The following is a 25357-nucleotide window of genomic DNA, read 5'->3' on the forward strand; positions in this document are numbered from 1 at the left end:
TGCATGGGGTTGTTTTCGCAGTTTTGAGGTCGGCCTGCGACCTCAAGCCCCGCAGATGATCATGCCGTACCAGCCGAGCCCGCGATAGGTCTCGTAGCCCGGCGTCGCATGGAAGGCGACCAGCGAACCGTTGCGGTCGTGATAGAAGCCGGAGCGCTGGCCGTTCAGCGAGAGCGAGATGCGCTCGCTGAGGATGCCCTGGCCGTCGGACGCCGCGATCACGCGCAAATTCGAATCGACGAGCAGCACGCGGGCCTTGTCGCTGTCGCCGACTCGCACGCCCTGGACGATGGCGCGGGCCTGCGGCTCCCAGTCGAAATGGATGGCGAGCACGCCGATCGGGGCGCCGCTCGCCTGGCCGCCGGCGCGGACGCTGGCGCAATAGGTCGCCACCTGAGCGTTGCCGAGCAGCGGCTGGTTCTCGACGTCACCCGCGACGTAATCGTCGCCGGAGCGCAAGCCGCGCGCCTCGCGAAACCATTTGGTGTGGGCGACGTTTTGGCCGACGACGCGGAAGCGGTCGGCCCGGCCGTTGGCGATGACGTTGCCGTCGAGGTCGCAGAGCCAGAGGTCGAGATAGACGGTGTAGGCCCCGAGGATCACGCCCAGGCGCTGCGAGGCATGGGAAACCGCCGCGGCGTTCGGCGAGGCCGCGCAATCGACCAGGGCGGAATCGGTCGCCCACCAGCGCACGTCGCAGGTGCGTTCATAGAGGTTGCGGTCGATCAGCTCGATGGCGTTCAGCGACAAGTCCGTCATGCGCTCGCCGCGCGATCGCTGGCTCATGCGCTCGATCGAGGAGACGAGGTCGCCGGTCCGCTTTGTGAGCTGGGTCTCGAGCTCGCGTGCAATGGTCTCGACCTGCTGGCCGACGCCGCGCACCTCCTGCGCCACCACGGCAAAGCCCGCGCCTTGCGCGCCGGCGCGCGAGCTCTCGATCAGCGCGTTCAGCGCCAGCATCTTCATCTGGTTGGTGATCTGCTGGATCGACTTGGTCTTGTCGACCGCGATCTGGTTGACCTCCGCGGTCAGGCGGTTGATCAGCGCGGAAATGTCGGAATCATCGTCAGCGGGTTCGGTGACGATCGGCTTGGCTTTCAGACCCAGCGCAGCAGACATCGGGGATTTCCCTTGGCAATGAGGTCTGATCTGCAATGAACCCGGAACTAAAAATTACAGATCGAATATGATTCTTTTTCGAGGATTCCGCCTAACGCCTGCTTAATTTGCTGTTCCGCGGATTGCCCAAATGATAGTCACTCGGCGCAGCAAATCGGCAATCCACCGCTTTGTGCGGCGCGGAGATTGCAAATCCCTGGGAATTCCGGGTCAATCGTTCTGCAAGCCGGACCAACGCGATCTCGTCGGCTGCGGGCCCTCAAACCAAATGCGACTCATGACGCCGCCTGCCACCGCCTTACCTGTCGAAGCGCCGCAGGCGTTCCTGGGTGTGGCGCGCTCGCTCACCGACAAGCTCTGGCGCGATCGGCTGGATGCCCGCGGCGCGGCCAAGGCGCTTGCCATCGTGCAGCAGCACCAGCTTCCGGAGCTGCTGGCGCGGGTGCTGGCCGGCCGCGGGGTCGATATCGACGCTGTGACCGACTTCCTCGATCCGACCATCCGCAAGCTCTTGCCGGATCCGTTCACGGTGACGCAGATGGAGGCCGCCGCCAAGCGGATCGCGGATGCCGCCGTGAAGGGCGAGAAGGTCGCGATCTTCGGCGACTACGACGTCGACGGTGCGACCTCGGCGGCGCTGCTGGCCTGGCACCTGCGCCATTGCGGGCTCGATCCGCTGATCCACATTCCCGACCGGATCTTCGAAGGCTACGGCCCCAACGTCGAGGCCGTGCGCGGGCTGGCGGCGAAGGGCGCCACGCTGCTCGTCACCGTCGATTGCGGCACCACCAGCATCGAGCCGCTCGCCGAGGCCAAGCGCCTCGGCATGTCCGTGGTCGTGATCGACCACCACCAATGCGGCCTCGATCTCCCTGAGGTCGATGCGCTGGTCAATCCGAACCGCCCCGATGATCTCTCCGGCCTTGGCCATCTCGCCGCGGTCGGCCTCGTGCTGGTGACGCTGGTCGCGGTCAATCGCGAGCTGCGCCAGCGCGGCTTCTGGAGCGCAGAGCTGCCCGAGCCGGATCTGCTCGGCATGCTGCATCACGTCGCGCTCGGCACGGTCGCGGATGTGGCGCCGCTGATCGGCCTCAACCGCGCCTTCGTCGCCAAGGGCCTGATCGCGATGCGGCGCCGCGATCATGTCGGCCATACCGCGTTGATGGACGTGGCGCGGCTCAATGGCCCGCCGGAGGCCTGGCATCTCGGCTTCATGCTGGGGCCGCGCATCAATGCCGGCGGCCGGATCGGCCGCGCGGATCTCGGCGTGCAGCTGCTGCTGGAGGGCGACAGTGTCGAGGCCGCGCGGATCGCCGCCGAGCTCGACCGCCTCAACAGCGAGCGCCGCGTCATCGAGCAGGCGGCGGAAGCCCAGGCCGAAGCCGAGGCGCTGGCCTCGATCGGGCTGGAGGACAAGCTCGGCGTCATCGTCACGGCCTCCGAAGGCTGGCACCCCGGCGTGGTTGGCCTTGTTGCCTCCCGCCTGAAGGAGAAGTTCTCGCGACCCGCGTTCGCCATAGCCCTGGAGCCTGGCGGCATCGGCACCGGCTCGGGCCGCTCGATCGCCGGCGTCGATCTCGGCAAGGCGGTGCGGCAGGCGGTCGCCGATGGCATCCTGCTCAAGGGCGGCGGGCACGCGATGGCCGCGGGCGTGACGCTGCGGAAGGAGAAACTCGCCGAGTTTCGCGCCTACCTCGAAAACGCGCTGGCGCAGGACGTAGCCGAGGCACGCCACGTCAACGAAATCTATATCGACGGCGCGGTCTCCGCGCGCGCCGTGACGACGGAGCTGGCGACGACGCTCAACCGCGCGGGTCCCTTCGGCAGCGGCAATCCGGAGCCCGTGCTGGCGCTGCCGGCGCACCAGCTCGTCTTTGCCGACGAAGTCGGCCAGGCTCACTTGAGGCTGCGGTTCAAGTCGGGCGACGGCGCCATCGTCAACGGCATCGCGTTCCGCTCGGTCGGCCAGAAGCTCGGTAATGCGCTGCTTGCCAATCGCGGCCAGCAATTGCATGTCGCGGGTTCGCTCTCGGTCGATCGTTACCAGGGCGTCGAGCGAGTGCAATTCCGCGTCGTCGATGTCGCGCTACCGGACCAGGGGCCATCCGTGATTAGATGACGCATGATCCGGACCCGAAGGGCCGCGCTAGCGCAAAGTGCGAAGCGGTTTTCCGAAAAGATCATGCGTAAAAGATAGCTGCCTCAAACAACAAAAAAGGGAGTGAACATGGCAGGGCAGGTTGAGGGTAAAGTCGCGCTGGTAACGGGCGGCGCCTCGGGCATCGGCGAGGCCATCGTCGAGCTGTTCGCACGCGAGGGCGCCACCGTCGTCATCACCGACATCGACGAACTGCGCGGGCCCGAGCTCGCCAAGCGCGTGACAAACGCCGGCGGCAAGGCGATCTTCCTGGAGCAGGACGTCACCAGCGAGGAGCGCTGGATCGAGATCGTCACTGAGGTCGCCAAGCGCTACGGCCGGCTCGATATCATGGTCTCCAATGCCGGCATCGGCATCGCCGTGCCCTCGATCGTTGACATGACGCTCGCTGACTGGCGCAAGCAGAACGCGATCAATCTCGACGGTGTCTTTCTGTCGGTCAAGCATTGCCTCCCCCTGATGCGCAAGCATGGCGGCGGCTCGATCGTCATGATGTCCTCGCTGGCAGGCCTGCGTGGCGCGCCCGGCCTGTCGGCCTATTCGGCGACCAAGGGCGGCGTGCGGCTGTTCGCCAAGTCGATCGCGATGGAATGCGCTGCCGCCGGCGACGGCATCCGCGTCAACTCGGTTCATCCCGGCATCATCGACACGCCGATCTGGGGCAAGATTCCGACGGGGGCGACCGGCGCCGGCCAGAACGCGCCGATCGACCCGGAGGAGCGGGCCAAGGTCGCAACCCCGCTCGGCCGCGCCGGGCAGGCCGCGGAGATCGCCTCCGGCGTGCTGTATCTGGCCTCCGATGCCTCGCGCTACGTCACCGGCAGCGAGCTCGTGATCGACGGCGGCATGAACGCCGGCGGCGTGCCGCGGCGGGCCTGAGCCGCGCAAGGCAGGGTGGCACGCGCAGGGGCTGACGCGCAGGCCCGGCCCCTGTACAACGCGAATAGCTCCCGACCGACAGAGGTGTCCTTCGCTATGGCGCACAGCCTTCACGCTTCCTCACCCGCGCCAGCGCCATTCCGCTCGAACCGGCCGGACCTTGCCACCGATGCAATCCGCACCGCGCGCGAGGATCTGGCTGCCTGCTTCCGCATGGCCGCGCGCAACGGTTTTGAGGAAGGCATCTGCAACCACTTCTCGTCCGTAGTGCCTGGTCATGACGATCTGTTTCTCGTCAACCCCTATGGCTACGCGTTTCGCGAGTTGACCGCGTCGAAGCTGCTGATTTGCGATTTCCACGGCAACGTGCTCGATGGCGAGGGCGTGCCCGAGGCGACCGCGTTCTACATCCATGCCGAGATGCATCGGTTGCTGCCGCGCGCCAAGGTCGCCTTCCACACGCATATGCCTTATGCGACGGCCTTGTCCATGACCGAGGGCGAGCCGCTGATTTGGGCCGGCCAGACCGCGCTGAAATTCTATGGCCGGACAGCAGTGGACCGCGACTACAACGGCCTCGCGCTCGACAACCGCGAAGGCGCGCGGATCGCCTCGGCCGTGGGTGACGCGGACATCGTTTTCATGAAACATCACGGCGTGATGGTGCTGGCCCCGACCATCGCAGAGGCCTGGGACGACCTCTACTACCTTGAACGCGCCGCCGAGGTGCAGGTGCTGGCGATGTCGACGGGACGGAAAGTGCTGCCGGTCGATCCCGCCATCGCGGCCGAAACTTACCGGCAAATGCGCGAGGGCGATTCCGAATCCGCGCGGCTGCATCTCGCCGCGATCCGGCGGCAGCTGGACGCGGAGGAGCCTCAGTACCGGCATTGACCCCAGCGTCATTCCGGGGCGCGCCGCTTGGCGCGAGCCCGGAATCCATTTTTCCGCGTCGGTTGCTGCCCAATGGATTCCGGGTTCTCGCTCCGCGAGCCCCGGAATGACGGGGTGCTTACGATCCCTGTCGCAGCTTCGCCAGCACCTTCAGCCCGCCATAGCCGTCCGCCGGCGTGATGCCGGCGCGCTGCTGAAAATCTTTGATCGCCTTCATGGTGTCGTTGCCGACGCGGCCGTCGGTGCCGCCGGTGTCGAAGCCGGCTTTCGTCAGACGCGTTTGCATCTCCTGCACCTCGGCGAGCGTCAGTGCGCGCTCGGAGCCGGGGAAGGGCTGAATGAAAGGCGGCGCGCCGAGGCAGCGGTCGCCGAGATGGCAGATCGCCAGCGCATAGTTCATGGAAGGGTTGTAGCTCTTCACCGAGTAGAAATTCGGCCCCAGCAAGAACGTCGGTCCGCCCGCGACCGGCGTCCACATCTGCGCGGATGCGTTCGGCTGCGGGAAGGGCTGGCCGTCGGCGCGGGTGACGCCGGCCGCCTGCCAGGCCGCATAGGTGCGGCTGCCGCTCATATTGCCGGCCGTGCGAACCTCATAGCCCCAATGTTCGCCGCGATGCCATTTGCCGCGATTGACCAGATATTTCGCGGTCGATCCCAGCGCGTCGTCGGGCTTGCCGAACGGCGACACCTTGCCGTCGCCATCATAGTCGATGCCGACATTGAGCCAGACCTCCGGCATCCATTGCGAATGCCCCATCGCGCCGGCCCAGGAGCCCTTCATCTCCTCCGGCGTGCTCCAGCCTCTGTCGACGATGCGCAGCGCGTTGATCAGCTCGGTTTCCCAATAGGTCTTGCGGCGCGGCTCGTTCCAGGCGAGCGCGGCGAGCGAGGGAAACACCGGCGTCATGTGGTTCTGCTGCACCAGGGGATCGCCATAGGCGGACTCGACGCCCCATAGCGCCAGCAGCGTGCCGCGTTCGACGCCGAAATCGCGCTCGATGCGCGCGAGCAGTGCCTCGTTGTTCTTCAGCGCGATCTTGCCGTTGATGATGCGCCAATCGGAGACGCGGCGATTGATGTATTGCCAGACCTGCTCGTGGAATTCGGGCTGGTTGCGCATTTGCTTGAACACGCTCATGTCCGGCTCGACCCGCGCCATTGCGCGTTGCCACGTCGCGGCCGAGATCCCCTTGGTCATCGCCCGTGCGCGAAAGCTCTCGCGCCATTCGTCAAAGCCCGGAGGCGCAGCGCGAACGCCCTGGGGCAACGCGAGCAGGGCGGTCGCGCCCAGCGTGGATTTCAGCAGCGCGCGGCGCGTTTGACGGGGCGAGGAATCAGCGTGTTTCATTGGCACATTCTAGCCGGAAACATGGCCCGTGCGAGGCGGTTCCTGGAACGGCTCCGTTCCACGACTTGGTGTCGACTTGGTGTCGGCTCGATAGCCCGTTTCGCCGGAACAACTGTCGCAGTCCCGCATTCCCTCCGCACGAGATGAGGAGATGAATATGAGGAAATTTCTGTTTGCCGCCACCATGGTTACCGCCATCGCGGCTCCCGCATTCGCTGATGAAGTCGGCGTGCACGTCGGTCCGGTTGGCGCTGGCGTGACGGTCGGTCAATCCCACGAGTATCGCGAGCGAGATCGCGATCGCGACCGCACCACCGTTATCAAGGAGCGCGAGCCCTCTGATCGCACCACGGTGATCAAGAAGGAAGATGAATTCGGCAATCGCGAAAAGACCGTGATTCATCACGACAACGACTGACGGAACGGGGCCCCGGCTCGATGCCGGGGCCTTCCTTTGCGCAATCGGCAAATCGAATCGGGGTGGAATGAAGATACAAGCCCATGCGGAAAGTCATGTCGTCGAGCTCGATGACGGATCTCGCTGGCAGATCTTTCCCGGCGATCTCGCGACCACGCTGAGCTGGAAGCCCGAAACCGATCTGCACCTGGAGCCGAGCCGCGACCGGGTAAGTTCGCATGTGCTGATTAATGCTGCCGATAGAACCCGCGTGCGGGTGATCGCCGCAGGCGAAGCGTGGCCCGACGGCGAGGTTAAGGATGCGCTGAAGGGCGGGTAGAGTCCTGCGGGTCGCAAGAGGCGGGAACAAGGGCGCCTAATCCTCTTGTAGCTCGGTCGCGATGCCGGTGAGCCAGCGCCGGATTGCGGCCTCCGTCTTCATGTCCAGGCCCCGAGCAAGGCGCTTCTCCAATTCGATCACCCGTTCCCTGCATGCCTTCAAGAGCGCTGCGCCGCGCGGCGTCAGCGTCCATTGCTGGATACGGCCGTGAACGGGATGGGGCGTCATCAGAATCGCGCCGTCACGTTCGAGATTACGGATGATGACGCCGACGGTCTGAGGCGTCAGGAAGGTGAGGCGGGCAACGTCGGCACCCGACAGGCCCGGATAGGCGTTCAGCATCGTCAACACCGCGAATTGCGGCGAGGTCACGCCGAGATCGGCGAGGGTCCGCTCCATCGTCAGCCGAACCGCGGCGTGGGCCTGGCGCAGCAGATAGCCGAGATAGCCTTGCTCGCCGCGCTTGCCTTCGCCGGGCGCGGGCACACGCACTGTGCCGTCGTCGGCAGGTTCGGGCACCTTGCGGGCAGTTTTCGATCTTGTGATGGCAGCGGCCTTGCGCGACATATCAGAGCTCTTATAAGATATAAGCACACTTACAATAAGACCAGGTGAACCGCAATGTCCCATGCCCGCAGCGAATACGAGGATTTCAAGAAGGTCGCGCCTGACGTCTATGATCTGGTGCTGGCGCTCGGTCAGCTTGCGGGCAAGGCCGGCCTCGACAAGCAGCTGATCGAGCTCGTCAAGCTGCGCGCCTCGCAGATCAACGGCTGTGCCTTCTGCGTGCAGCACCATGTCCTGCTGTCGGAACGGATCGGCGTTCCCGTCGACAAGCTTCATCTGGTCGCCGTCTGGCGCGAGGCGCCGATCTTCTCCGCGCGCGAGCGCGCCGCGCTGGCCTGGGCCGAGGCGCTGACCTTGCTGCCCGATGGCGTCAGCGAGGAGGTTTACGCCGAAGCCGCCCGTGAGTTCTCACAGACCGAGCTGATGTACCTGACCTCGGCCGTCGCCTCGATCAACGTCTGGAACCGTTTTGGTGCTGCATTTCGTTGGACGCCGACGTCGCGGCCGGTGGCCGCGAATGCTGCGGCATCCTGATCGGCACGCGAGGAGGTCGCGATGACAGCAATGAGTTCTTCTGCCGTGCAACGCCCCGCGCCGTCGCATTCGACGGCGTTCGCCGTCGTCGCAGGGCTCGCCTTTGCGCTGGCAATTAGCAAAGCGCTTCCGATGACGATGGACACTGTCTCGGGCGCACTGGCGCCGCTCTGCGCCAACGCTGCGGATGGTTCGCCGCTCGACAAGGTCGAGCCGATCGGCTCCTACGCGCTGCCCAACGTCCCGGGCAAGCGCGTCACCATCGTGCGCGTGTCCTACGGTCCCGGCGGGTTTTCGCGGCCGCATCGACACGCAGGCTCGGTGACCGCCACCATCACCAAGGGCGAGATCCGCTCCCAACTCGGCGGTGGCCCGGTCGAGACGTTCGGCGTCGGCCAGTCCTTCTTCGAGCCGCCGGGCTCGACGCATCTGGTTTCGGCCAACGCCAGCGCGACCGAGCCGGCGGAGTTGATCGCGGTGTTCGTGGCGGATGAGGGCGCGCAACTCACGACGTTCCTGGAGTAGCTCGCACGCATCGTTCGGATGCAGCTAAGACGCTCGATCCCGCGATCGCCTCAACCGTTCCCAGACCGGTGAGAGACCGTATTGGACTGCCGGAATCGCAAGTGCGCCGACAAGCAGTCCAAGCACGCCTGAAATGGCGGCTTCGAGCGACCATTCGATGATTCCGGCAACCGATGGAAGGGCATGCGCGGCAGCCTCGGTTGCGGCATGAACCGTGCGGCCGACCACGGGCGGGCCGTATTTCTCGATGCCGTGCAGGATGATGCCGCCGCCGACCCAGATCATGGCGGCAGTGCCGATGGTGCTCAGCACCGTCAGGAAGGTGGGCATACCGCGGACGAGCGCGCGTCCAAGCAGGCGGATCGCGCCGCCAATGAATGAGGCGCCGTCGTAGCGCGCAAGGGCCAGCCCGGCATCATCCGCCTTCACGATCAAGGCCACCACGCCGTAGACGCCGACCGTGATGCCGAAGCCGACCAGCGCCAGCACTAGCGCCTGCGTCCAGATGCTGCCTGCGGGGATCGCCGCCAGCGTGATCGCCATGATCTCCGCCGACAGAATGAAATCCGTCTTGATGGCGCTCGCGACCTTCTCGTCCTCGATCGACCGGGCATCCAACGCGATCGGTTGGAGTTGAGCTTCGTGGTGGTGCGCCTGATGCGGCATCAGGGCTTCGAGCACCTTCTCGGCACCCTCGTAGCAGAGGAAGGCGCCGCCCAGCATGAGCAGCGGCGTGACCGCGGCGGGAAGGAAATAACCAAGCAGCAGGGCGATGGGCAGCAGGATCAGCAGTTTGTTGCGTAGCGATCCGATCGCGATCTTGCCGACGATCGGCAGTTCGCGTTTTGAGGCAAAACCGATGACATAGTTCGGCGTGACGGCCGCGTCATCGATGACCACGCCAGCCGCTTTCGTGCCTGCTTTGGCGGCCTGGCCCGCCACATCGTCGAGCGAGGCTACCGCTACCTTTGCAATCGCCGCGATGTCGTCGAGAAGACCGATCAGTCCGACACTCATCGACCCTGTCCTTTGTTCGTTCGAGCCGGCGATGTGCGCGGCAACAGCTCTTGCGCTGCCCGGCCTTGAGCGGGGCAAGCCGTCAGTTGTCCTCGCCGCTCGATCCTTCGCGCTGGTCGGGCTTGATCACGTCGTCCGGCAGCGCATGGGCGACCGGCTGTGCCGTGACCGCGATCTCCGGTCCAACCTCGCGGCCGCGGGCGTGGATCAGGCGTTCATAGGCGGAGACCAGGGTGACGTAGGGGCTGACCCAGATCCAGCCGTCGCGGGTGAACACCTGCACGTCGAAATGCAGGTGCAGCGACGTTCCGGCGGGATGGTCGAGATAGTTCGAGATCACACCGATCTTCTCGCCTTCGGTGACGATGCGGCCATCGAGCACGCCGTCGGCGTTCATCGCATGCGGGTTCATGTGCATGTAGCGGAAGCGGATGTGCTCGGTACGGCTGTTGACCTGAAGCGTCGCGGCCTGGTCCTTGGCCCCGCGGATCACGATGGCGTCGCGCACGGCGACGACGCCGCGCTGCTTGGGATCGCAGGGCTCGCGGCCTTCGCCGGGGGGCGGGCAGTCGGCGGCGCGGATGTCCTCACCTTGGTGGCCATAGCCTCCGTCACATTGCCCCACCTCGAAACTGCGCGACTCGCAGAAATTGTCGCGCCAGGCATAGGCGGTCGGACCATCGTTCTTGTCGCGCTTGCCGTAGGATTGCGAGCGCACGAAGGCGGGTGCCTTTTCGAGGGGAAAGCGGATCTGGGCATAGGCCATCACGTCGGGATGGCCGCCTTGCTTGCGGTAACCGGTGTTCGGGATGATGTCGCCGCTCGGCCGGTAGCCGAAGTCCGCTGAACGCTCCGCCGGACGATCGAGGATGTTGGAGGCAATGTCCGTCGATGGCCGCATGCGCTGGCCTCCGGCGACACGCAGGGCCTTCAGGAAGCGTTCGGCGACCGGATAGGCTTCCTTGCAGGCGAGCCGCCGCGGCTTGGCGACGCTGTCGAGGCATTGGATCGACACCACATAGGCAACGCCGAAGCGCGTGAAGGCGTAGCGGACATAGCCCTCGCGGATGAATCTTCGCAGGTCCGGATAGAGCGTCGCGAGCGGTTTGACCGGCTCGCCTTTGCCACCTGAGGGATCGGCGATGTCATAGATGAGCGCCGAGCCCGTGATCTGCACTTCGACCGGCCGTGCGAACACGCGAGCCGGCATGCCGTCACCGGCGCCGGGCTCGAGCGAGAAGGTCGCGCTATAGCCGGCCGGACCGGCATCGAACATGTCGACGGGATTGAAGTCCGCCTGGTAGCGCGAGAGGGCGAGCGTCGCCGGCGCGCCGCTGCGCTGGGCCTCGAGGTAGGCGGCGGCGTCGAACGGCAGCAGCACGGGCACGGGACTGCGGGTGATGCCGGTGAAGAAGCGCGAGGAGACCGCGTTGAGCTGCACCAGCGCGGGCGTCGCGCGCGGATCGTAGCGCGGCACCAAATGGCGAGGTGCGAAGCTGAAGTCGTCCGCGACCCGGGGGCGGCTGTTGATCTCGGTGCGAAGCTGGTCCAGCGCTGCGCGCCAATCGACGCGCAGAGCCGTGAGCGAGGGGCTGCGGAATTCATCCGCAGCGAGCGGCGAGGCAATGAGGAGCGAAAGCGACAGAAGGTGCGAGACGAAGCGGAAAACCTTCCTAACCACTGTCTCGCCCCCCGGCGCCACCTGTTGCGACCGCTCTGTTCCCCGTCAGTCCTTGGCGCGCTCGGAATAGGAGCCGTCTTCGGTCATCACCACGATGCGGGTGCCGACCGAGATGTGCGGCGGCACGGTGGTGCGCACGCCGTTGGAGAGCACCGCGGGCTTGTAGGACGAGGAGGCGGTCTGGCCCTTGGTCACCGGCTCGGTCTCGACCACTTCCAGCGTCACGCGCTGCGGCAGCGCGAGCGAGACCACGTTGACGTCGTGGGTCGACAGCTTGACGGTCATGTCCGGCTGAAGATACGCGGCCGCATCGCCGACGACGTCCTTGGAGACCTGGACCTGGTCATAGGTTTCCGGGTTCATGAAGTGGAAGCCGTCGCCATCTTCATACAGGAACGTGTAATTGCGCTCTTCGATGGTGGCCTTTTCGACCTGATCGGTGGTCTTGTAGCGCTCGGAGATCTTTACCCCGTCCGAGATTCGGCGCATTTCGATCTGGCTGACCGGGGTGCCCTTGCCGGGGTGGATGTTTTCGGCGCTCACGACGACATAGAGCTTGCCGTCTTGCTCGATCACGTTGCCTTTGCGAATAGAACTGGCGATGACTCTCAAAGCTATATTTCCTGCTTGCTTGGCCCGGCACCGGCCAGGACATGATCAGATCGATGGGGGACTTGGGGCCTCAAATCGGACCTCGGCGCCCGTTTCGGGCCGCAACATACTGATTTTGCCGTTAGATGCCAGCGTTTTGCTCGCGGCTGGGGCGGTCGGTTAATGGCTGGGGACAAGCCCATCTCGCCGTTCTGGTCGCCCGACCGCCACCTCGACCGGCGGCCCTTCCTGAGGGCAAGGGGGGCCATTACCGGAGCAATACGGGGCTTTTTCGCCGAGCAGGGCTTCGTCGAGGTCGAAACCTCCGTTCTCCAGGTCTCCCCGGGCAATGAGACCCATTTGCACGCCCCCCGGACCGAGCTGATGCGCCCGGACGGCAGCCGCGCCAGCCGTTACTTGCGGACGTCGCCCGAATTCGCCTGCAAGAAGCTGCTGGCGGCCGGCGAGACGCGGATCTTCGAGCTCGCCCGGGTGTTCCGGGACCGCGAGCGCGGCGACCTGCATCTGCCCGAGTTCACCATGCTGGAATGGTATCGGGCAGGCGCCCCCTATGACGCCATCATGGCCGACACCGTGGTGGTCATCGCCCGGGCCGCGCAGGCGACTGGGATCGGGACCTTCTCGTTCCGGGGTCGGACCGCCGATCCCTTCGCCGAGCCGGAGCTTCTGACGGTCGCAGGGGCCTTCGAGCGGTTCGCCGGCATCGACCTGCTGTCGACAATCTCGGCCAGCGAGGGTAACCGTGCCGCGCTCGCCGGAGCGGCCGACGGAAAAGTTCGAATAGCCGAGGACGACACCTGGTCCGACATCTTCAGCAAGGTCCTGGTCGAGCATGTCGAGCCGCATCTGGGGCAGGGGCGTTTGACCATCCTGTTCGAATACCCATCTCCAGAGGCGGCGCTGGCGCGGGTGAAGACTGGGGATCCCAGGGTTGCCGAGCGCTTCGAGGTTTATGCGTGCGGCGTCGAGCTCGCCAACGGCTTTGGGGAACTGACCGATGCCGAGGAGCAACGCAAACGCTTCACGGAATCGATGATTGAGAAGCAGCGCCGCTACGGCGAAGCCTATCCGCTGGACGAGGATTTTCTGGCCGCTGTTGCGGCAATGCCGGAGGCGAGCGGCGTTGCGCTCGGCTTCGACCGGCTGGTGATGCTGGCGAGCGGTGCATCGCGAATTGACCAGGTGGTGTGGACACCGCCTGCAAATGAAACGTCAAGTGAGACATGACGAAGACGACCAATCTTGCACGTACCTTGCGTGAGCCGGCCGAGCTTGTGGCCGAGCATCTTGCTCCGGCCGCAGCGCTGCCCGCGCTCGAGCGCGTGGCCGCGCGCTATGCGGTCGCGATCACGCCGGCGCTGATCGACCTGATCGACACGTCCGATCCGGACGATCCTATAGCCCGGCAGTTCGTTCCGACGGCCGCGGAGCTGGAGATGCAGCCGGGCGAGAGCGCCGATCCGATCGGCGATCATCCGCGCTCACCGGTTCCCGGCATCGTGCATCGCTATCCCGATCGCGTCTTGTTCAAGCTCGTTCACGTCTGCGCCGTCTATTGCCGCTTCTGCTTCCGCCGCGAGATGGTGGGGCCCGGCAAGGAGAGCGCGCTGTCGGACAGTGCCTATCGCGCGGCGATCGATTACATCCGTTCGCATCACGAGATCTGGGAAGTGATCCTGACCGGCGGCGATCCCCTGATGCTGTCGCCGCGACGGATGGGCGAGATCATGGCCGACCTCGCGGCCATCGAACACGTCAAGGTCATCCGGCTCCACACCCGCGTGCCCGTGGCCGAGCCCGCCCGCATCAGCGACGAGTTGGTTGCGGCGCTCAAGGTCGAGGGCGCGACCACCTGGGTGGCCGTGCATGCCAATCATGCGCGCGAATTGGCGGGGCCGGCGCGTGCCGCCTGCGCGCGGCTCGTCGATTCCGGAATTCCATTGGTGAGCCAGTCCGTGCTTTTGCGCGGGGTCAATGACAACATCGCCGCTCTGTCGGATTTGATGCGAGCTTTCGTCGAATGCCGGATCAAGCCCTATTATCTGCATCACGGCGATCTCGCGCCGGGCACTGCGCATTTGCGAACGACGCTGGCGGAGGGGCAGGACTTGATGCGGCAGCTGCGCGGACGCGTGTCAGGACTGTGTCAGCCAGATTATGTCATCGACATTCCGGGCGGCGCCGGCAAGTCGCCGGTGGGGCCGAGCTATATATCGGCGCCGCAAAATACCGCACCCGATGCGGGTGAAGCGGCAGCCGAAACACGCTATCGTATCGTGGACTATTGCGGCGACGTTCATCTCTATCCGCCTGAGCGGTGAGAAGCGCCGGTTAGAGAATGGAGGAACGGACATGAAGAAGATCATGCTGGCAGCATCGCTCGTGGTCTTGCTGGGCGGCGCGGCGATTGCGCAGACCGGGACCAAGGGATCGACGTCGGGCGGTGCCAGCCCCGGCTCTCTGCCGCAGGCTCCCGTGGGCCATCGCCAGCCGCGCGTCTCGGACGTGCCGAGCGAGAAGAATGTGAGCGATCCGAACGATCCGCTCAGCAAGGAAAATCAGGCGCTCGACAAGAAGATCAAGAGCATCTGCCGCGGCTGCTGATCCATGACAGTTGCGGGCAGGGCGCCACGACTCGCCCCGCCCGCATTTGCTTGGGCCTTATGCCGACCGCTCGTGCAGACCGGCACGGCGGGTGTTGCGGCGGACCTCGACCGCGTCGGCGAGCTGCTCGAGCACGGTCGCCGTGGTCGGCCAATCGATGCAGCCATCGGTGATGCTCTGGCCGTAGACGAGCGGCTTGCCCGGCACCACGTCCTGGCGGCCGGCAACGAGATTGCTCTCGACCATCACGCCCATGATGCGGTTTTCGCCGCCGGCGATCTGACCGGCGATGTCGGCCGCGACCTGCGGCTGGTTCTCCGGCTTCTTGCTCGAATTGGCGTGGCTTGCATCGACCATCACGAGCGGCGCGACGCCGGATTTGGTCAACTCGTTGCAGGCGGCCGCGACGCTTGCCGCGTCATAGTTCGGCTTGCTGCCGCCGCGCAGGATGATGTGGCAGTCCTCGTTGCCAGCGGTCGAGGCGATCGCCGAGCGGCCGAGTTTTGTGACCGCCATGAAATGATGCGGATGCGAGGCTGATTTCACCGCGTCCGCTGCGATCCGCACATTGCCGTCCGTGCCGTTCTTGAAGCCGACCGGACACGACAGCCCGGAAGCCAGCTCGCGGTGGATCTGGCTTTCGGTGGTGCGCGCGCCGATCGCGGCCCAGGACACGAGGTCGGCGATGTATTGCGGCGTCGTCATGTCGAGGAATTCCGTCCCGGCGGGCAGGCCGAGATTGTTCACCGCCGACAGCACGTTGCGCGCCAGCCGCAGACCCTTGTTGATGTCGAAGCTACCGTCGAGATCGGGATCGTTGATCAGGCCCTTCCAGCCGACCGTGGTGCGCGGCTTCTCGAAATAGACCCGCATCACGATCTCGAGCTGATCGGCGAGGTCTTCACGCATCTTCGTGAGGCGCTCGGCGTAGTCGAGCGCGGCCCTGGGATCATGCACCGAGCAGGGGCCGACGACGACGAGAAGACGATCGTCCTGGCTGCTCAGGATGGCATGGATGGCGTTGCGCGCGGCCATGACCACGCGCGTGGCGGTGAGCGTGCGCGGGACCTCCCGCATCACCTCTTCCGGGCTGCTCAGCTCTTTCAGTTCGCGGATACGAAGATCGTCGGTCGTGCTCAGCACGGCGGGCTCCTGTCTGTTTCGAACCTGCCGGCCAACAAAAAAGCCGCCAGGTCTGGCGGCTTGTTCGGACGTTTGCTTCAATATTCAGATTGAGCGCGATCCTCCTGCCGCCAGCGAGCTGTCGTAGCTAAAGTACCAAAAATAGCTGGTGGCGACGGTGATCATGGCAGGCCATATAGCGCGCCATTGGCGGCTTGTCACCCCCCAATCGGCGCAGAGGGCGACGAGGCGCCTCAGGTGTTGCTGTTGCGCGCTGCCATCGCCATGCCGATCAGGCTGGCGCCGCCGAACAGCAGATTGATACCGACGAGGATGCCGATGGCCCATTCCGCGGAGCTCGGCAGCCCCGTGATCACCATGAACGAGATCGCGATGTCGACGAGGCCCGAGATCAGCAGCCACGACCAGCGGCTGCCTGGCTCGCGGCGGTGCTCCAGTGCGTACATGATGGTGGCGACGCCTTCGGCGAGGAAGTAGGCGCCGAGCACGATGGTGAGCGTCAGCACAGCCTGGATCGGCCGGGCCAGCAGCAGCATGCCGGTGAGCACGGCGAGCGCAGCCGAGATCAGCGACCACCAGAAGCCTGGCGTGTTGCGCGCCCAATAGGTCGCGATCAGCCCGCCGATGCCGCTGATCAGGAACATCCAGCCGAGGAAGATCGCGATCGCAAGGCTTGCGAGCGGCGGCAGGATCAGCGCCGCGACGCCGAGAACGGCGAGCAGGATGCCTTCGAACAGGAAGGCCTTCCAATGCGCCTTGACGGTCTGGTTCATGGCGGATTGCAGCCGTGAAAAATCCTCGGGCGATGTCATCGGCAGACTCCAGATCGAAAGGTCAGCACTCAATCTAGTACGCGCGCGGCGCGCTTGCCATGCGGTGGATCAACCGCCCCCGGGCGCCGAGGAAAAACCTTCCGCGCTGGTGCGGATGCGGTTGCGGCCGAGAATGTAGATCGCGGTTGTGACAACCAGAAGAGCGAGGCCGAGCAGGATCGAAACGAAGCCGATCGGGATCAGGGCCAGCGTCAGGTTGCGCTCGGGGTTGATCAGCCAGTGATGGATCGAGGTCAGCACAAAGGCGAGGCCGAGAAAGCCGACGCCGCCGCCGGCGAGCAGCAGCGCCCACATCCGGCGAAGCTGGCTGAGCCGCTCCCGTGCGACATCGGTCCGGGGTGCGTGGTGGCGGGCGACGCGCCGGACCAGGCGGATCGCAAAGGCGATCGAGCTGAAGCCGACCAGCAGGCTTGCAGCCCCCAGCCACATCCGCAGCGTCGGATCGAGGTCGGGCATTTTTTGCAAGGTCAGCAGCGGAAAGTCGAAGGCCGAATGCAGCGCGAGCGGGCCGGCCAGCATCAGGAGGCGGCTGGAGAGGCGAGCCCAGTCGCGATGGTGGCGGTTCGCGCCCAGTGCCGTCCCGGCGCGCGCGATCGTCAGGTAGGCGCCCGCGATGATGCCGAGCGCGCCGTGGAACGGCACGGTCAGCACGCTGCGCAAGGCGGCCAGCGAGCGCCACATCTCGGCGTGCTGAACCAGATAAGCCAGGTTCTCGTAAGCGGCGAAGCCGAGGCCGACCGCGGCGCCATAGACCACGGTGTCCATCGGGTTGGCAAAGGTCCGCCGCTTGGTCGAGGACACCACCACGATGGCGATCACCTTGACGGCTTCCTCAGGCAGCGCGACGCCGAAGATCGAATGCATGGCCAGCGCCGCCCAGGGGTCGTCGGGAGCTGCGACCATCTTGGCGAAGGGGGCCCGGGCGAGGCCCAGCAGCGAGATGCTGGCCGCACCTAACAGGAATGCGGTCCAGACCTGGGCCGGCGGGCCGGGGCGCTCTTCAGCAGCGATGACGAGCCACAGCACCAGCAGCGCCGGGGCGATGGCAGCAGTTCCGATGACGGTGGGCAACGCTTCGATCAGGTACATCGGCGCCGAAAATAGGTTCCCTTGGTCCGCTTATCTACATTCACCGATGCGACCATGTGTCATGCGCCCGCTGTCGGCTCACTTAACGAGCGCGACAGCTTCCGTTCATCCGCCGTCGCCCGCTCCGGTCTGTAGAATACAAGCGTAATCAATTGCATCACAGAACGAGTTCGTCAGCCATGGCAACGGCCGCGCCGGCCGAGATCGGAGCACGATTGGTAAGCTAGATCAACGATATGCGCAGGTTTCTTTGATTCGCCGCGTAGCTCCCGCCAAGCCCGGTGGAGCGCCCAAGGCGGGACAGATCCTGAAGCGGGAATGGCCGGGCAGGCCAGCTAGTTGCGTCTTGAGTCCCCGGGGCGCGGTGAGGCGATCCGGCGCGTCCGCGCCTGTTCCAGCTCCCAGAAGGCGCGCACGAGGCACGTACCGAGGCAGAACACGATGAGCAACAGCAGGAGGGCCTGGTCGACGGCGGGGATGTGTATCATGGCGATGATAAAGCAACGCCCATGCCATGCGTTCCCGCGACGGCCGGCGCTTTCCGCTGTCAGTGGGTGGTGAACGGCGGCGCGCCGGGGGCGACGTCGAAGGTGCCGAGATGGAATTCTTCGCCAAGAGATGCGTCCGAGCCACCCGGTTGCGCCAGCAGCGTGAACGCGGCCTGTGGGTAGAGTTTCCAGATCTCCAGATCGCCGGCGGTGATGGTAAGCCAGCCGAAGGTGTACATGTAGCGTCCGGGCTCGGTGACCCGACCGACCCTGTCCCACGTGACCTTATCAACCGTGGTCTTATCAAGCGTGATCTTGTCGACTGCCATCCGGTCCCCCGATCGCAAGTCTGCACATGACGTCCGGCGTGAGGCACGGACCGACAAAAGCTGATCCCGCAATGGGGCCGCGATAGGGCGGCGATGCGGAGGCAGGACGGCCGGACGCGCGGCCGCCTGCCGATTTAATCGAAATTTAGGGGCGGTCGGCCCGGCTCAGGCCGACTGCTGCAGCGGCGAGCGCACAATGAGGCGGACCAGATCGTCTCGCGACTGCTTTTCGGCGAATTTGACCGCGAAGCCGTTGTCGAATTTGCGGATGACCCGTCCCACGCAGGCGCCGACGGCAAGCGCCGTTCCCACCGGCGGGTCGTACTCGCACGAGATCGCGACGCCGGCCGTGGAGACGTCGATGATGAAGCAGGGATGGATGCTGCCGTCGGCGAGGGTCAGGAAGGTGTGCGAGACCTGGGGAACGAAACGGGCGTCCCGCCGCAACTCCTGGACGCTGTCGTCCCTCTGCTTTTTCTCCAGCCATGTCAGCTTTTCCGACATCCAGGCGCGCCGCGCCCGCGTCATGTCGAGCTCCATCAGGAAGCCCGACTTCAGCGTCGCGCTGATCGTGCATTGGAATTCGCCGAAATCCTGGAAATAGGACGTGAGGCGCTCGCCGACCTTGCCGACGACAGGCACGTCCACGATCATGCGGAACGGTGAGACGCGCTTGGTCCGGCAAGCGAAGCTGCGCAGCTTGCCCTCGCAATCATACCAGCGCGGCAGCGAGTAGCTGCCGTTCACGCTGACGTCCACTGCGCGCTGCCTGAGGAACTCTGCGACGGACATGGGGGACCAATGATGTTCGGGATCGATTCCGTAATTCCACGGTAGCGGTCAAATTCTAAGTAAATGATACCAACGCACAAAAGCGGGGGTAAATTTCTGGTAAACGCGCGCCTCGATAGCGCAGAGAAAGGCGCGACATAAGGACCCGCTTTGCTACAGGCTTTCTCACAACCTCGTCATTGCGGGCGTGGTGGAGCAATCGCGTTGCGCGACGCCTAGGGAAATCCGAACAGCACCAGCAAGGCCAATGCGCCAACGGCCATGGCGAACTGGATCGTCGTCCATGTCAGGCCGTCCGGGCTGATCTGCAATCCCAATTGCGGCAATGCGCGCCGCAACGCGAGCGCCGTGAATGCTTCGACGATGGCGAGCAAGAGAGCGATCCCGGCGAGGAAAGACCATGACTCCGTCGGAGGCATCCACGGCGCGAGCCAGGCAGGGACGGAGCCTTTCAAGGCGGCGAGCAACGCGAACCATCCGAACCAGAATGCGGAGCGCTTGACGATGTCTGGGCCGATCGTTGCGGGCTCGAAGCGGATACCGATCCCTGCCAGGGCGCTTTCAATGCGCTCGCCGTCGGTCAGGAAGATGAACGCTCCCAAATAGAGAGGGATGCGCGACTGGAAGAGCAGGGCGACGACACCGAACAGGATGACGCGGCCGATGATATCGCCGAGGACGTCCCGGGCGATCCGGCCTGGCGGCACGGGCGCGGCCGGCGCAAGATCTGCATGGAGCTGCGGAGGCGATCTCGTGCGTGCCATGTGCTCCAGCATCCTGGCGCGCCGGTCCGATGGATGCGGGCGAGAATGGCCCAGCCATGGCGGAAGGTCCGGCGTCATTGCGGACGCGCCGGACGAAGCTTCAATTTCGGGGTAGCGCTGCGCATGGCCAGGACCGGTTCCAACTGACATTGGTCGGCGGCGAGCGGTGGGGAGGTTCATGCGGAAGCAGCGGAAATTGCCGTTCGGCTGCCGTGCCAGCTCTCATCCGGCGCGTTCATCGCCTGCGCACTGGCGCTCCCTAGCGGAATCGAACCGCTCTCTCCACCGTGAAAGGGTGGCGTCCTAACCGATAGACGAAGGGAGCAAACGCAGGGCCTTGCCGTTGTTCCCGGCACGGCCGCTGGCCGACCGAACAGGGCCCGGCGGCTTGCAGCGGGCGAACGTATAGTGGCCTTTCTGCCTCCGGGCAAGCCGTTCGGGGCCGGTCTTTTGGCCCCGGTGGACAGCGCCGATCCCGGGATGATCAGAAGGCGATTTCAACGGTTTCTTAGGGTTCCCTGAGTAGCGCTGGAGCGGGAGATCTCTCGCCAATGCCACCGCCGAAGAAGCGCGCAGCCCGCAAGCTGCTGTCGCAGCACGCCTGGATCACGCTCGACGGCGGCTTCGCCGCGCGGCATTGCCTGGTCCAGGACATCTCGGATTCGGGCGCCAAGATCACGATGGACGAGGACGCGAGCCAGCTCCCGGGCGTGATCCGGATCGCCTTCGCACGCGATGCGCGCACCGGGCGGAGCTGCCAAGTGGTCTGGCGCCGCGGCAAATCGGCCGGCATCAAGTTCATCTGATCGCGACTGCGGCCGCCCCGATGGCGCGCCGCGCCCGTCCGGGCTAGAACGCCGCCATGCGCAGGTCGCTCCTCGTCCTGATCTCGTTGCTCGTCACATCCGCCGCCGCGGCGGAGGACCTGCGTCTGCCGCCTGCCGAGCGGCCCCAGGCGGGCACGACTAATGTGCCGCTGAAGGGCACGGCCGCCAAGGCAAGGCCGGGCTCCTGCGCCTCCTATGGCCCGCGCTTCGTCATGGTCGAGGGCACCGGGACCTGCGTGAAGATCGGCGGCTCGATCAGCATCGACACCACCGTGAGGCGCTAAGATCCATGCCGGCGGATCTACTGCGCCTCGACCTCATCGTTCCCATCGTGATGTATTGCGCGCTGCTGTGGTGGGTCGGCCGAGGTCTGAGCTGGGCGGCGCGGCTGGCGACCGCGGCGGTGACCTTGGTGCTGATCATCTGCGTGCTGCTGGTCGAGCGCGGCTGGCTCTAGGCCAAAGACAAAAACGCGAAAACAACCCCATGCACAGTAGCCGTCAAGTGCCGAGTTGACGCTTGTCGCCTGCGCCGAAACGCGGATTTGTCGCGCTCCCACCGCAGCTTACGCCGCGCCGCCGGCTCACGACATCGGCGGTGCGACATGTTGTGCAAATCCGGGCCGTTTGCCGAGCTCGGCGAGCCAGCGCGTTAGATGCGGCTGCGCCGGCCGGCTGATGCCCTCGACCCCGAGCCAGCGCCGCGCATAGCAGCCGAGTGCGATGTCGGCGAGCGTGAAGGCATCGCCTTCCATGAACCGGCGCGAAGAGAGCAGGCGGTCGGCGATGGCCCAGACCTCGGCGGCGGCATCGGCATCGCGCTGCACCTGGATCATGTCGCGCTCGGCGGGTGCCGTGCGCACGATGGCCCAGAACACCGGGCGGTCGACCGGCTGCACCGTCGACAGCGTCCAGTCGAGCCAGCGATCGATCGAGGCGCGCTGCTTCGGCGCTTCGGGATAGATCGGCGTGCCGCTTGCGTGCGCGAGGCAGAGATAGCGCATGATCGAATTGGATTCCCACAGCACGAAGTCGCCCTCGACCAGCGTCGGGATCCGCGCGTTGGGGTTCATCGCCAGATACTCGGCCTCGCGCGTCCTGCCGTAACTCATGCCGGCATCGATGCGCTCGTAGGCGAGGCCGAGCTCGGTCAGGCACCACAGCACTTTCTGCACGTTGACCGAATTGGCGCGGCCCCAGATCGTCGGCTTGGTGTCAGGCATCAGGCGTCTCCCGCGGCGTTATCGCTTTGCGCGGGTGATAGCGGAATTTCCAGAAGCGCGCGATACGATTGCAGCGCGCCTCTCATGCAAAAAGCTCCGCACGCGGCGGAGCTTTCATTGCAACGTCGAACCTGTCGCTCAGCGGCCGAAGAACAGCCACAACAGAATGATCACCGGAATCGGCACGCCCAGCAGCCACAGCAGAATTCCGCGTCCCATGGTTTCCTCCTCCAATCGCATTGTCGGAGGGTGAACGCTGGGGCTAAGCGCTTGTTCCTGTCCCGCGACCCTACCAATGCCCGGTGTTGGGCATCGACGCCCAGGGCTCCTGCGGCGGCTTCGGCTCGCCCTTCTGCAGGAGCTCGATCGAGTGCAGGTCCGGCGAGCGGACGAAGGCCATGTTGCCATCGCGCGGCGGCCGGTTGATGGTGACGCCGGCCTTCATCAGCTTCTCGCAAGTGGCGTAGATGTCGTCGACCTCATAGGCGAGATGGCCGAAGAAGCGATCCTCGCCGTACTTCTCCTCGTCCCAATTATAAGTGAGCTCGACCAGCGGCGCGCCGCGCGTCTGCGGCTGCTTCTTCAGTCCCTCGAGATCGTCCGCCGAGCACAGGAAGACAAGCGTGAACCGTCCCTTGTCATTCTCGATCCGCCGTACCTCCTTCAGGCCCAGCGCATCCTGGTAAAACTTCAGCGCGACATCGAGATTGCGCACGCGCAGCATGGTGTGGAGATATCGCATGTTTCTTATCCTTGTCAGAACGTTGGTATTTCCGCCCATTTCGGCACGACGGGCAACAAATAGCAGTAAATTCCGGAGCGGTGCAGGGGTGTTGCGTGACAATTACGTGCCACCTCGTGCCCTTTGCGTGGGGGCTTTCTCATCTCCGAAGGCCATACAGCTCCTCAGCGCGAGCCTTAGAACGAGATCGAACGTGTCAGCGCAACAGCAAATGCAAGCCGCTTAGAACGTGCCGCCGAGCCGGAGCGCGCTTCGGAATCAGGAAAAGTCAGAACGCGAACCGCGCCAGCACCTCAATGACGGGGAGAATGGCCACGCCGAAAAGCACCAGCGGTGCGGGTTCGTTGCCTGTGCGGTCACTCATGACAGCCCCCTAAATGCAAGGCTCGCAGCAGCGGCGCCACGGGGCTGTCAGCGCCGACATGCAGGGGAGAATGCCGGCCCCGCTCGATCCGTGAATTCAGGTTCGCCGGACTTGTTCCCAGCGGCGCGGCGTCGAGACCCGCTTATTGCAGATGCAAGAGTCGCGCGTCGTTCTAAGACCAGGCTCTCACCAAGCCCATCGGGAAGCCGAAGGCGACTTGGCTCGAGCCGAAATACTACGCTGACGTTGCGTATCGCGACATCACCTCCGAAGGGTTGTTGCGCGCAAGCTCGTTCAAAGGATTGAGCAAAGGAACGCGCCGTTCCTGATCGCGTTCTGCTTCACAGAATGAGTGGAGTGCCGGCATGCCGGATCGTGTGAGAGAAGCCGTCGAACAGGCCCGAGCCATTCTCGCAAGTTACGTCGAGCCTGGATCGGGCGACTGCAACAAGACGATCAACAATCTGCTGAATGTTCTCGATGACGAAGAGCTCATCGAGGCCATGGAGAGGGAAGATGCGAAAGGCGCTGGCCGAACTCAGTGAGGACGAACGTCACGCGTTGCTTTACCTGGCCGACCTCGGTACCGCGGCATGTCTCTCCGGCCTGATCGTCAGCATCATCAAGTTTGTCGGCGACCTGTTTTGACCAAACCTGAATGCCCGATCTGCTTCGGCGTCGGCTTCGTCTGTGAAAACCATCCCGATCGCGCCTGGAGTGAGCAGCTGGGGTGTCAGTGCGGGGCGGGGGCGCCGTGCGCCTACAACCGCTCAGACCGGGTCGACGAAGGCGTCAAGGGCTGAGGAGAGCCGGCGCAGCCGAATACGGATGTGAGGAAACGCCGAGGCCGGGTCTCACTCTGCTTCGGCTTCGCCGTCACCATTCTCAAGCTGGGCTCGTTATTCCTCCGCAGCCTTCAACAGTGCTTCTCTGATTTCGCCATCCGCAGTTTGCGCGGCGAGAGCTTCGGCGCGGTTGGCCTGCTGCTTGAGGGAGTCCTTGGTCATACCTGGCCAACTCGGCCGACAGCGCCCCAGTTCCTCAGGCAGCCTTCTCAACACCCTTCGCGATGATCTCGACTTCGAAATAGCCCATGTCACGGAGCTCGGCGGCCTTCTTCTCAGCCGCTTCCCTGGTGTCCCGCTTCAGGATGATCTGGCCCGCTCCATCGCGGGCACAAACGAAATAAGGCATTTTTGATTCCCAATTTCGTTTGCATACACACGGCCGTGGGCTCCCGCAATTGAACGGGTCAGTCCTCCAGCCCGGCCTTTTGCCGCATCTTGTCGATCAGCTCGGAGGCCTCGGCCTTGGTCAGGTCGTCCTCGGGCGGGCTCTCGTGCGCCTGCTCGGCGAGGGTCTTGAGATAGGATTGCTGGGCTCCGGTCATCGGGTCGTCTCCGGAGGTCCAGTCCTTCGGGGCCTTCTGCGTGTTGTCGGCCATCGCACGTCTCCTTTTCCGTGTCCGTACAACGTCGGACTCGACTCTGCGTTCCGTTTTTGTTCTCATGCGCCTTATCTAGAATTCGCGAGGCGGAACAATGCCGGACCTGGACTACGTCAGGCGGGAGATCGAACGGATGCGTATCCAGATGGGCAGGCAGAGGAAGGAGATCCTTCGGCTGCAGCGGGCCGGCATCGGGACGGCCTCGGCCGAAGCGCTGCTGTCGCGGATGGAGGCGAAGGTCGATGCTCTTTGCGCCGAGCGGGACGCGCTGAAGGCGGCAGAGCCACGCGAGGCCAAGGGCAGGGTGCTCGGCGGGAGAACATGGTGAGCAGGCGATGGTTCGACGACGAGAGAGACCTGTCGCCTTTCCTGACCGCGCTCGAGGACGTTCGCCGACGGGCGACGCGGGAAGGGTGGTGCTATGCCCACGTCCAGGCCATCATCGTGGCGATCGACCAGTACGCGGAAGCCGCGACCGGCAACCGCGAGTATTTCCTGAACAAGCCGGTCTCGATTGGTGGCAGCCGGAAGACGGGAGACATTCCATAGAGAGTTGTGGCGAAGAGCGTGATAAATTCGATGCATGCCAAAGCAAAAGCGACAGACTGGAAAGACCGCCAAGGGGCGGCTTCGCGGTTGGCC

At 64.9% G+C, this 25357-nt stretch carries 34 protein-coding genes and 1 tRNA gene; 18 read left to right on the forward strand and 17 right to left on the reverse strand.

The genetic code is table 11. From position 1 onward, the window contains the following. Positions 1-42 precede the first annotated feature (42 nt). A complete protein-coding gene (locus XH84_RS30575; protein WP_128921931.1) occupies positions 43-1119 on the reverse strand; it encodes a methyl-accepting chemotaxis protein in 1077 nt (358 codons plus the stop codon). 277 nt (positions 1120-1396) lie between these two features. Here XH84_RS30575 and recJ point away from each other — a divergent pair, with 277 nt between their 5' ends. The 3 genes from recJ (at position 1397) to XH84_RS30590 (ending at position 5050) form a co-directional block, all read left to right on the forward strand. Beyond that, complete coding sequence (gene recJ / locus XH84_RS30580) at positions 1397-3238, forward strand: single-stranded-DNA-specific exonuclease RecJ (RefSeq protein WP_128921930.1); 1842 nt, start codon at positions 1397-1399, stop codon at positions 3236-3238. A 108-nt stretch (positions 3239-3346) separates the two neighbouring features. Continuing rightward, positions 3347-4156 (forward strand): SDR family NAD(P)-dependent oxidoreductase, encoded by an 810-nt coding sequence (locus XH84_RS30585; RefSeq protein ID WP_164936579.1) that lies wholly within the window; start codon positions 3347-3349, stop codon positions 4154-4156. A gap of 96 nt (positions 4157-4252) precedes the next feature. Beyond that, complete coding sequence (locus XH84_RS30590) at positions 4253-5050, forward strand: aldolase (protein ID WP_164936578.1); 798 nt, start codon at positions 4253-4255, stop codon at positions 5048-5050. A 118-nt stretch (positions 5051-5168) separates the two neighbouring features. Here the strand turns inward: XH84_RS30590 and XH84_RS30595 are convergent, their stop codons facing one another. Continuing rightward, positions 5169-6398, reverse strand: a complete 1230-nt coding sequence (locus XH84_RS30595; protein WP_128921927.1) for a lytic murein transglycosylase — start codon at positions 6396-6398, stop codon at positions 5169-5171. Positions 6399-6555: 157 nt separating this feature from the next. Between XH84_RS30595 and XH84_RS30600 the strand changes: the two genes are divergently transcribed. Both XH84_RS30600 and XH84_RS30605 read left to right on the forward strand, forming a co-directional pair. Next, a complete protein-coding gene (locus XH84_RS30600; RefSeq protein WP_128921926.1) occupies positions 6556-6816 on the forward strand; it encodes a hypothetical protein in 261 nt (86 codons plus the stop codon). Between the two features lie 67 nt (positions 6817-6883). Further along, the gene (locus XH84_RS30605) at positions 6884-7135 is read left to right on the forward strand and encodes a hypothetical protein (protein WP_128921925.1); all 252 of its coding nucleotides are present in this window, start codon (positions 6884-6886) and stop codon (positions 7133-7135) included. Positions 7136-7171: 36 nt separating this feature from the next. Here XH84_RS30605 and XH84_RS30610 read toward each other — a convergent pair whose 3' ends face one another. Continuing rightward, positions 7172-7702, reverse strand: a complete 531-nt coding sequence (locus XH84_RS30610; RefSeq protein ID WP_128921924.1) for a MarR family winged helix-turn-helix transcriptional regulator — start codon at positions 7700-7702, stop codon at positions 7172-7174. A gap of 54 nt (positions 7703-7756) precedes the next feature. Between XH84_RS30610 and XH84_RS30615 the strand changes: the two genes are divergently transcribed. Together XH84_RS30615 and XH84_RS30620 are read left to right on the forward strand one after the other, a co-directional pair. Next, a complete protein-coding gene (locus XH84_RS30615; protein ID WP_128921923.1) occupies positions 7757-8236 on the forward strand; it encodes a carboxymuconolactone decarboxylase family protein in 480 nt (159 codons plus the stop codon). Positions 8237-8257: 21 nt separating this feature from the next. Next, complete coding sequence (locus XH84_RS30620; RefSeq protein WP_128921922.1) at positions 8258-8761, forward strand: cupin domain-containing protein; 504 nt, start codon at positions 8258-8260, stop codon at positions 8759-8761. 24 nt (positions 8762-8785) lie between these two features. Here XH84_RS30620 and XH84_RS30625 read toward each other — a convergent pair whose 3' ends face one another. The 3 genes from XH84_RS30625 to efp all read right to left on the reverse strand — a co-directional run bounded on the left by XH84_RS30625 (position 8786) and on the right by efp (position 12071). Next, a complete protein-coding gene (locus tag XH84_RS30625) occupies positions 8786-9778 on the reverse strand; it encodes a DUF808 domain-containing protein (RefSeq protein WP_128921921.1) in 993 nt (330 codons plus the stop codon). Positions 9779-9860: 82 nt separating this feature from the next. Then, positions 9861-11480 (reverse strand): M23 family peptidase, encoded by a 1620-nt coding sequence (locus XH84_RS30630; protein ID WP_128921920.1) that lies wholly within the window; start codon positions 11478-11480, stop codon positions 9861-9863. A 24-nt stretch (positions 11481-11504) separates the two neighbouring features. After that, positions 11505-12071: an elongation factor P gene (gene efp / locus XH84_RS30635; protein WP_027557928.1), complete on the reverse strand. Its 567-nt coding sequence runs from the start codon at positions 12069-12071 to the stop codon at positions 11505-11507. A 162-nt stretch (positions 12072-12233) separates the two neighbouring features. On the opposite strand from efp, the gene epmA reads away from it, so the two are divergent. From epmA to XH84_RS30650, 3 genes are read left to right on the forward strand one after another with little or no spacing between them, the layout of a single operon-like run. Next, positions 12234-13298 carry an EF-P lysine aminoacylase EpmA gene (epmA, locus tag XH84_RS30640; RefSeq protein ID WP_128921919.1) on the forward strand — a complete coding sequence of 355 codons (1065 nt, stop codon included), beginning with the start codon at positions 12234-12236 and terminating at the stop codon, positions 13296-13298. After that, positions 13295-14392, forward strand: coding sequence for a lysine-2,3-aminomutase-like protein (locus XH84_RS30645; RefSeq protein ID WP_128921918.1), 1098 nt, complete (start codon positions 13295-13297; stop codon positions 14390-14392). The genes epmA and XH84_RS30645 overlap by 4 nt, the downstream gene beginning before the upstream one ends. Positions 14393-14423: 31 nt before the next feature. Beyond that, positions 14424-14675 (forward strand): hypothetical protein, encoded by a 252-nt coding sequence (locus tag XH84_RS30650; protein WP_128921917.1) that lies wholly within the window; start codon positions 14424-14426, stop codon positions 14673-14675. Between the two features lie 57 nt (positions 14676-14732). Here XH84_RS30650 and XH84_RS30655 read toward each other — a convergent pair whose 3' ends face one another. The 7 genes from XH84_RS30655 to XH84_RS30685 form a co-directional block, all read right to left on the reverse strand. Further along, on the reverse strand, positions 14733-15818 hold the full coding sequence (locus XH84_RS30655) for a 3-deoxy-7-phosphoheptulonate synthase (RefSeq protein ID WP_128921916.1): 1086 nt from the start codon (positions 15816-15818) through the stop codon (positions 14733-14735). A gap of 233 nt (positions 15819-16051) precedes the next feature. Beyond that, positions 16052-16630: an HdeD family acid-resistance protein gene (locus tag XH84_RS30660; protein WP_128921915.1), complete on the reverse strand. Its 579-nt coding sequence runs from the start codon at positions 16628-16630 to the stop codon at positions 16052-16054. A 69-nt stretch (positions 16631-16699) separates the two neighbouring features. After that, positions 16700-17740 (reverse strand): PrsW family glutamic-type intramembrane protease, encoded by a 1041-nt coding sequence (locus XH84_RS30665; protein ID WP_128921914.1) that lies wholly within the window; start codon positions 17738-17740, stop codon positions 16700-16702. A 547-nt stretch (positions 17741-18287) separates the two neighbouring features. Next, on the reverse strand, positions 18288-18557 hold the full coding sequence (locus XH84_RS30670) for a hypothetical protein (protein ID WP_128921913.1): 270 nt from the start codon (positions 18555-18557) through the stop codon (positions 18288-18290). 165 nt (positions 18558-18722) lie between these two features. Next, entirely contained in the window at positions 18723-19349 is a 627-nt protein-coding gene (locus XH84_RS30675) for a PilZ domain-containing protein (RefSeq protein WP_128921912.1), read from the reverse strand. 215 nt (positions 19350-19564) lie between these two features. After that, positions 19565-20125 carry a hypothetical protein gene (locus XH84_RS30680; protein ID WP_245471899.1) on the reverse strand — a complete coding sequence of 187 codons (561 nt, stop codon included), beginning with the start codon at positions 20123-20125 and terminating at the stop codon, positions 19565-19567. A gap of 238 nt (positions 20126-20363) precedes the next feature. Next, positions 20364-20438, reverse strand: a tRNA-Glu gene (locus tag XH84_RS30685). A 226-nt stretch (positions 20439-20664) separates the two neighbouring features. Here XH84_RS30685 and XH84_RS30690 point away from each other — a divergent pair. From XH84_RS30690 to XH84_RS30700, 3 genes are read left to right on the forward strand one after another with little or no spacing between them, the layout of a single operon-like run. After that, positions 20665-20919 (forward strand): PilZ domain-containing protein, encoded by a 255-nt coding sequence (locus XH84_RS30690; RefSeq protein ID WP_128921910.1) that lies wholly within the window; start codon positions 20665-20667, stop codon positions 20917-20919. A gap of 56 nt (positions 20920-20975) precedes the next feature. Next, the gene (locus XH84_RS30695) at positions 20976-21224 is read left to right on the forward strand and encodes a hypothetical protein (protein WP_128921909.1); all 249 of its coding nucleotides are present in this window, start codon (positions 20976-20978) and stop codon (positions 21222-21224) included. A gap of 5 nt (positions 21225-21229) precedes the next feature. After that, entirely contained in the window at positions 21230-21397 is a 168-nt protein-coding gene (locus XH84_RS30700) for a hypothetical protein (RefSeq protein ID WP_128921908.1), read from the forward strand. 126 nt (positions 21398-21523) lie between these two features. Here the strand turns inward: XH84_RS30700 and XH84_RS30705 are convergent, their stop codons facing one another. Beyond that, positions 21524-22162 carry a glutathione S-transferase family protein gene (locus XH84_RS30705; RefSeq protein WP_128921907.1) on the reverse strand — a complete coding sequence of 213 codons (639 nt, stop codon included), beginning with the start codon at positions 22160-22162 and terminating at the stop codon, positions 21524-21526. 289 nt (positions 22163-22451) lie between these two features. Then, on the reverse strand, positions 22452-22904 hold the full coding sequence (locus tag XH84_RS30710; protein ID WP_128921906.1) for a VOC family protein: 453 nt from the start codon (positions 22902-22904) through the stop codon (positions 22452-22454). A 561-nt stretch (positions 22905-23465) separates the two neighbouring features. On the opposite strand from XH84_RS30710, the gene XH84_RS41685 reads away from it, so the two are divergent. From XH84_RS41685 to XH84_RS41485, 3 genes are read left to right on the forward strand one after another with little or no spacing between them, the layout of a single operon-like run. Then, on the forward strand, positions 23466-23597 hold the full coding sequence (locus XH84_RS41685) for an ATP dependent DNA ligase (protein ID WP_347338780.1): 132 nt from the start codon (positions 23466-23468) through the stop codon (positions 23595-23597). Positions 23598-23633: 36 nt separating this feature from the next. Beyond that, the gene (locus tag XH84_RS30720) at positions 23634-23813 is read left to right on the forward strand and encodes a hypothetical protein (RefSeq protein ID WP_128921905.1); all 180 of its coding nucleotides are present in this window, start codon (positions 23634-23636) and stop codon (positions 23811-23813) included. Then, the gene (locus tag XH84_RS41485) at positions 23785-23916 is read left to right on the forward strand and encodes a hypothetical protein (RefSeq protein WP_283810218.1); all 132 of its coding nucleotides are present in this window, start codon (positions 23785-23787) and stop codon (positions 23914-23916) included. Before XH84_RS30720 ends, XH84_RS41485 begins: the two co-directional genes overlap by 29 nt. Positions 23917-24309: 393 nt before the next feature. Here the strand turns inward: XH84_RS41485 and XH84_RS40105 are convergent, their stop codons facing one another. After that, positions 24310-24462: a hypothetical protein gene (locus XH84_RS40105; RefSeq protein ID WP_155253518.1), complete on the reverse strand. Its 153-nt coding sequence runs from the start codon at positions 24460-24462 to the stop codon at positions 24310-24312. Positions 24463-24520: 58 nt separating this feature from the next. Then, a complete protein-coding gene (locus XH84_RS30725) occupies positions 24521-24712 on the reverse strand; it encodes a DUF3072 domain-containing protein (RefSeq protein WP_128948523.1) in 192 nt (63 codons plus the stop codon). Between the two features lie 97 nt (positions 24713-24809). Here XH84_RS30725 and XH84_RS30730 point away from each other — a divergent pair, with 97 nt between their 5' ends. Together XH84_RS30730 and XH84_RS30735 are read left to right on the forward strand one after the other, a co-directional pair. After that, positions 24810-25043: a hypothetical protein gene (locus tag XH84_RS30730; RefSeq protein ID WP_128921904.1), complete on the forward strand. Its 234-nt coding sequence runs from the start codon at positions 24810-24812 to the stop codon at positions 25041-25043. Beyond that, positions 25037-25264 (forward strand): hypothetical protein, encoded by a 228-nt coding sequence (locus XH84_RS30735; protein WP_128921903.1) that lies wholly within the window; start codon positions 25037-25039, stop codon positions 25262-25264. The genes XH84_RS30730 and XH84_RS30735 overlap by 7 nt, the downstream gene beginning before the upstream one ends. Positions 25265-25357 lie beyond the last annotated feature (93 nt).

The organism is Bradyrhizobium nanningense (assembly GCF_004114535.1).
In the GTDB taxonomy this organism is placed as follows: domain Bacteria; phylum Pseudomonadota; class Alphaproteobacteria; order Rhizobiales; family Xanthobacteraceae; genus Bradyrhizobium; species Bradyrhizobium nanningense.

What these genes read in the sequence shown, in the direction of transcription:
- XH84_RS30600 (WP_128921926.1), top strand. Translation starts at nt 6,556, where the DNA reads ATGAGGAAATTTCTGTTTGCCGCCACCATGGTTACCGCCATCGCGGCT.
- XH84_RS30680 (WP_245471899.1), bottom strand. Translation starts at nt 20,125, where the DNA reads ATGCTGGAGCACATGGCACGCACGAGATCGCCTCCGCAGCTCCATGCA.
- XH84_RS30590 (WP_164936578.1), top strand. Translation starts at nt 4,253, where the DNA reads ATGGCGCACAGCCTTCACGCTTCCTCACCCGCGCCAGCGCCATTCCGC.
- XH84_RS30610 (WP_128921924.1), bottom strand. Translation starts at nt 7,702, where the DNA reads ATGTCGCGCAAGGCCGCTGCCATCACAAGATCGAAAACTGCCCGCAAG.
- XH84_RS30735 (WP_128921903.1), top strand. Translation starts at nt 25,037, where the DNA reads ATGGTGAGCAGGCGATGGTTCGACGACGAGAGAGACCTGTCGCCTTTC.
- XH84_RS30625 (WP_128921921.1), bottom strand. Translation starts at nt 9,778, where the DNA reads ATGAGTGTCGGACTGATCGGTCTTCTCGACGACATCGCGGCGATTGCA.
- XH84_RS30710 (WP_128921906.1), bottom strand. Translation starts at nt 22,904, where the DNA reads ATGCGATATCTCCACACCATGCTGCGCGTGCGCAATCTCGATGTCGCG.
- XH84_RS30695 (WP_128921909.1), top strand. Translation starts at nt 20,976, where the DNA reads ATGCGCAGGTCGCTCCTCGTCCTGATCTCGTTGCTCGTCACATCCGCC.
- XH84_RS30575 (WP_128921931.1), bottom strand. Translation starts at nt 1,119, where the DNA reads ATGTCTGCTGCGCTGGGTCTGAAAGCCAAGCCGATCGTCACCGAACCC.
- XH84_RS30690 (WP_128921910.1), top strand. Translation starts at nt 20,665, where the DNA reads ATGCCACCGCCGAAGAAGCGCGCAGCCCGCAAGCTGCTGTCGCAGCAC.
- XH84_RS30660 (WP_128921915.1), bottom strand. Translation starts at nt 16,630, where the DNA reads ATGACATCGCCCGAGGATTTTTCACGGCTGCAATCCGCCATGAACCAG.
- XH84_RS30650 (WP_128921917.1), top strand. Translation starts at nt 14,424, where the DNA reads ATGAAGAAGATCATGCTGGCAGCATCGCTCGTGGTCTTGCTGGGCGGC.
- XH84_RS30595 (WP_128921927.1), bottom strand. Translation starts at nt 6,398, where the DNA reads ATGAAACACGCTGATTCCTCGCCCCGTCAAACGCGCCGCGCGCTGCTG.
- XH84_RS30645 (WP_128921918.1), top strand. Translation starts at nt 13,295, where the DNA reads ATGACGAAGACGACCAATCTTGCACGTACCTTGCGTGAGCCGGCCGAG.
- recJ (WP_128921930.1), top strand. Translation starts at nt 1,397, where the DNA reads ATGACGCCGCCTGCCACCGCCTTACCTGTCGAAGCGCCGCAGGCGTTC.
- XH84_RS41485 (WP_283810218.1), top strand. Translation starts at nt 23,785, where the DNA reads ATGCGAAAGGCGCTGGCCGAACTCAGTGAGGACGAACGTCACGCGTTG.
- XH84_RS30585 (WP_164936579.1), top strand. Translation starts at nt 3,347, where the DNA reads ATGGCAGGGCAGGTTGAGGGTAAAGTCGCGCTGGTAACGGGCGGCGCC.
- epmA (WP_128921919.1), top strand. Translation starts at nt 12,234, where the DNA reads ATGGCTGGGGACAAGCCCATCTCGCCGTTCTGGTCGCCCGACCGCCAC.
- XH84_RS30620 (WP_128921922.1), top strand. Translation starts at nt 8,258, where the DNA reads ATGACAGCAATGAGTTCTTCTGCCGTGCAACGCCCCGCGCCGTCGCAT.
- XH84_RS30705 (WP_128921907.1), bottom strand. Translation starts at nt 22,162, where the DNA reads ATGCCTGACACCAAGCCGACGATCTGGGGCCGCGCCAATTCGGTCAAC.
- XH84_RS30700 (WP_128921908.1), top strand. Translation starts at nt 21,230, where the DNA reads ATGCCGGCGGATCTACTGCGCCTCGACCTCATCGTTCCCATCGTGATG.
- XH84_RS30730 (WP_128921904.1), top strand. Translation starts at nt 24,810, where the DNA reads ATGCCGGACCTGGACTACGTCAGGCGGGAGATCGAACGGATGCGTATC.
- XH84_RS30670 (WP_128921913.1), bottom strand. Translation starts at nt 18,557, where the DNA reads ATGGCAGTCGACAAGATCACGCTTGATAAGACCACGGTTGATAAGGTC.
- XH84_RS30720 (WP_128921905.1), top strand. Translation starts at nt 23,634, where the DNA reads ATGCCGGATCGTGTGAGAGAAGCCGTCGAACAGGCCCGAGCCATTCTC.
- XH84_RS30605 (WP_128921925.1), top strand. Translation starts at nt 6,884, where the DNA reads ATGAAGATACAAGCCCATGCGGAAAGTCATGTCGTCGAGCTCGATGAC.
- XH84_RS30665 (WP_128921914.1), bottom strand. Translation starts at nt 17,740, where the DNA reads ATGTACCTGATCGAAGCGTTGCCCACCGTCATCGGAACTGCTGCCATC.
- XH84_RS30725 (WP_128948523.1), bottom strand. Translation starts at nt 24,712, where the DNA reads ATGGCCGACAACACGCAGAAGGCCCCGAAGGACTGGACCTCCGGAGAC.
- XH84_RS30615 (WP_128921923.1), top strand. Translation starts at nt 7,757, where the DNA reads ATGTCCCATGCCCGCAGCGAATACGAGGATTTCAAGAAGGTCGCGCCT.
- XH84_RS30675 (WP_128921912.1), bottom strand. Translation starts at nt 19,349, where the DNA reads ATGTCCGTCGCAGAGTTCCTCAGGCAGCGCGCAGTGGACGTCAGCGTG.
- XH84_RS40105 (WP_155253518.1), bottom strand. Translation starts at nt 24,462, where the DNA reads ATGCCTTATTTCGTTTGTGCCCGCGATGGAGCGGGCCAGATCATCCTG.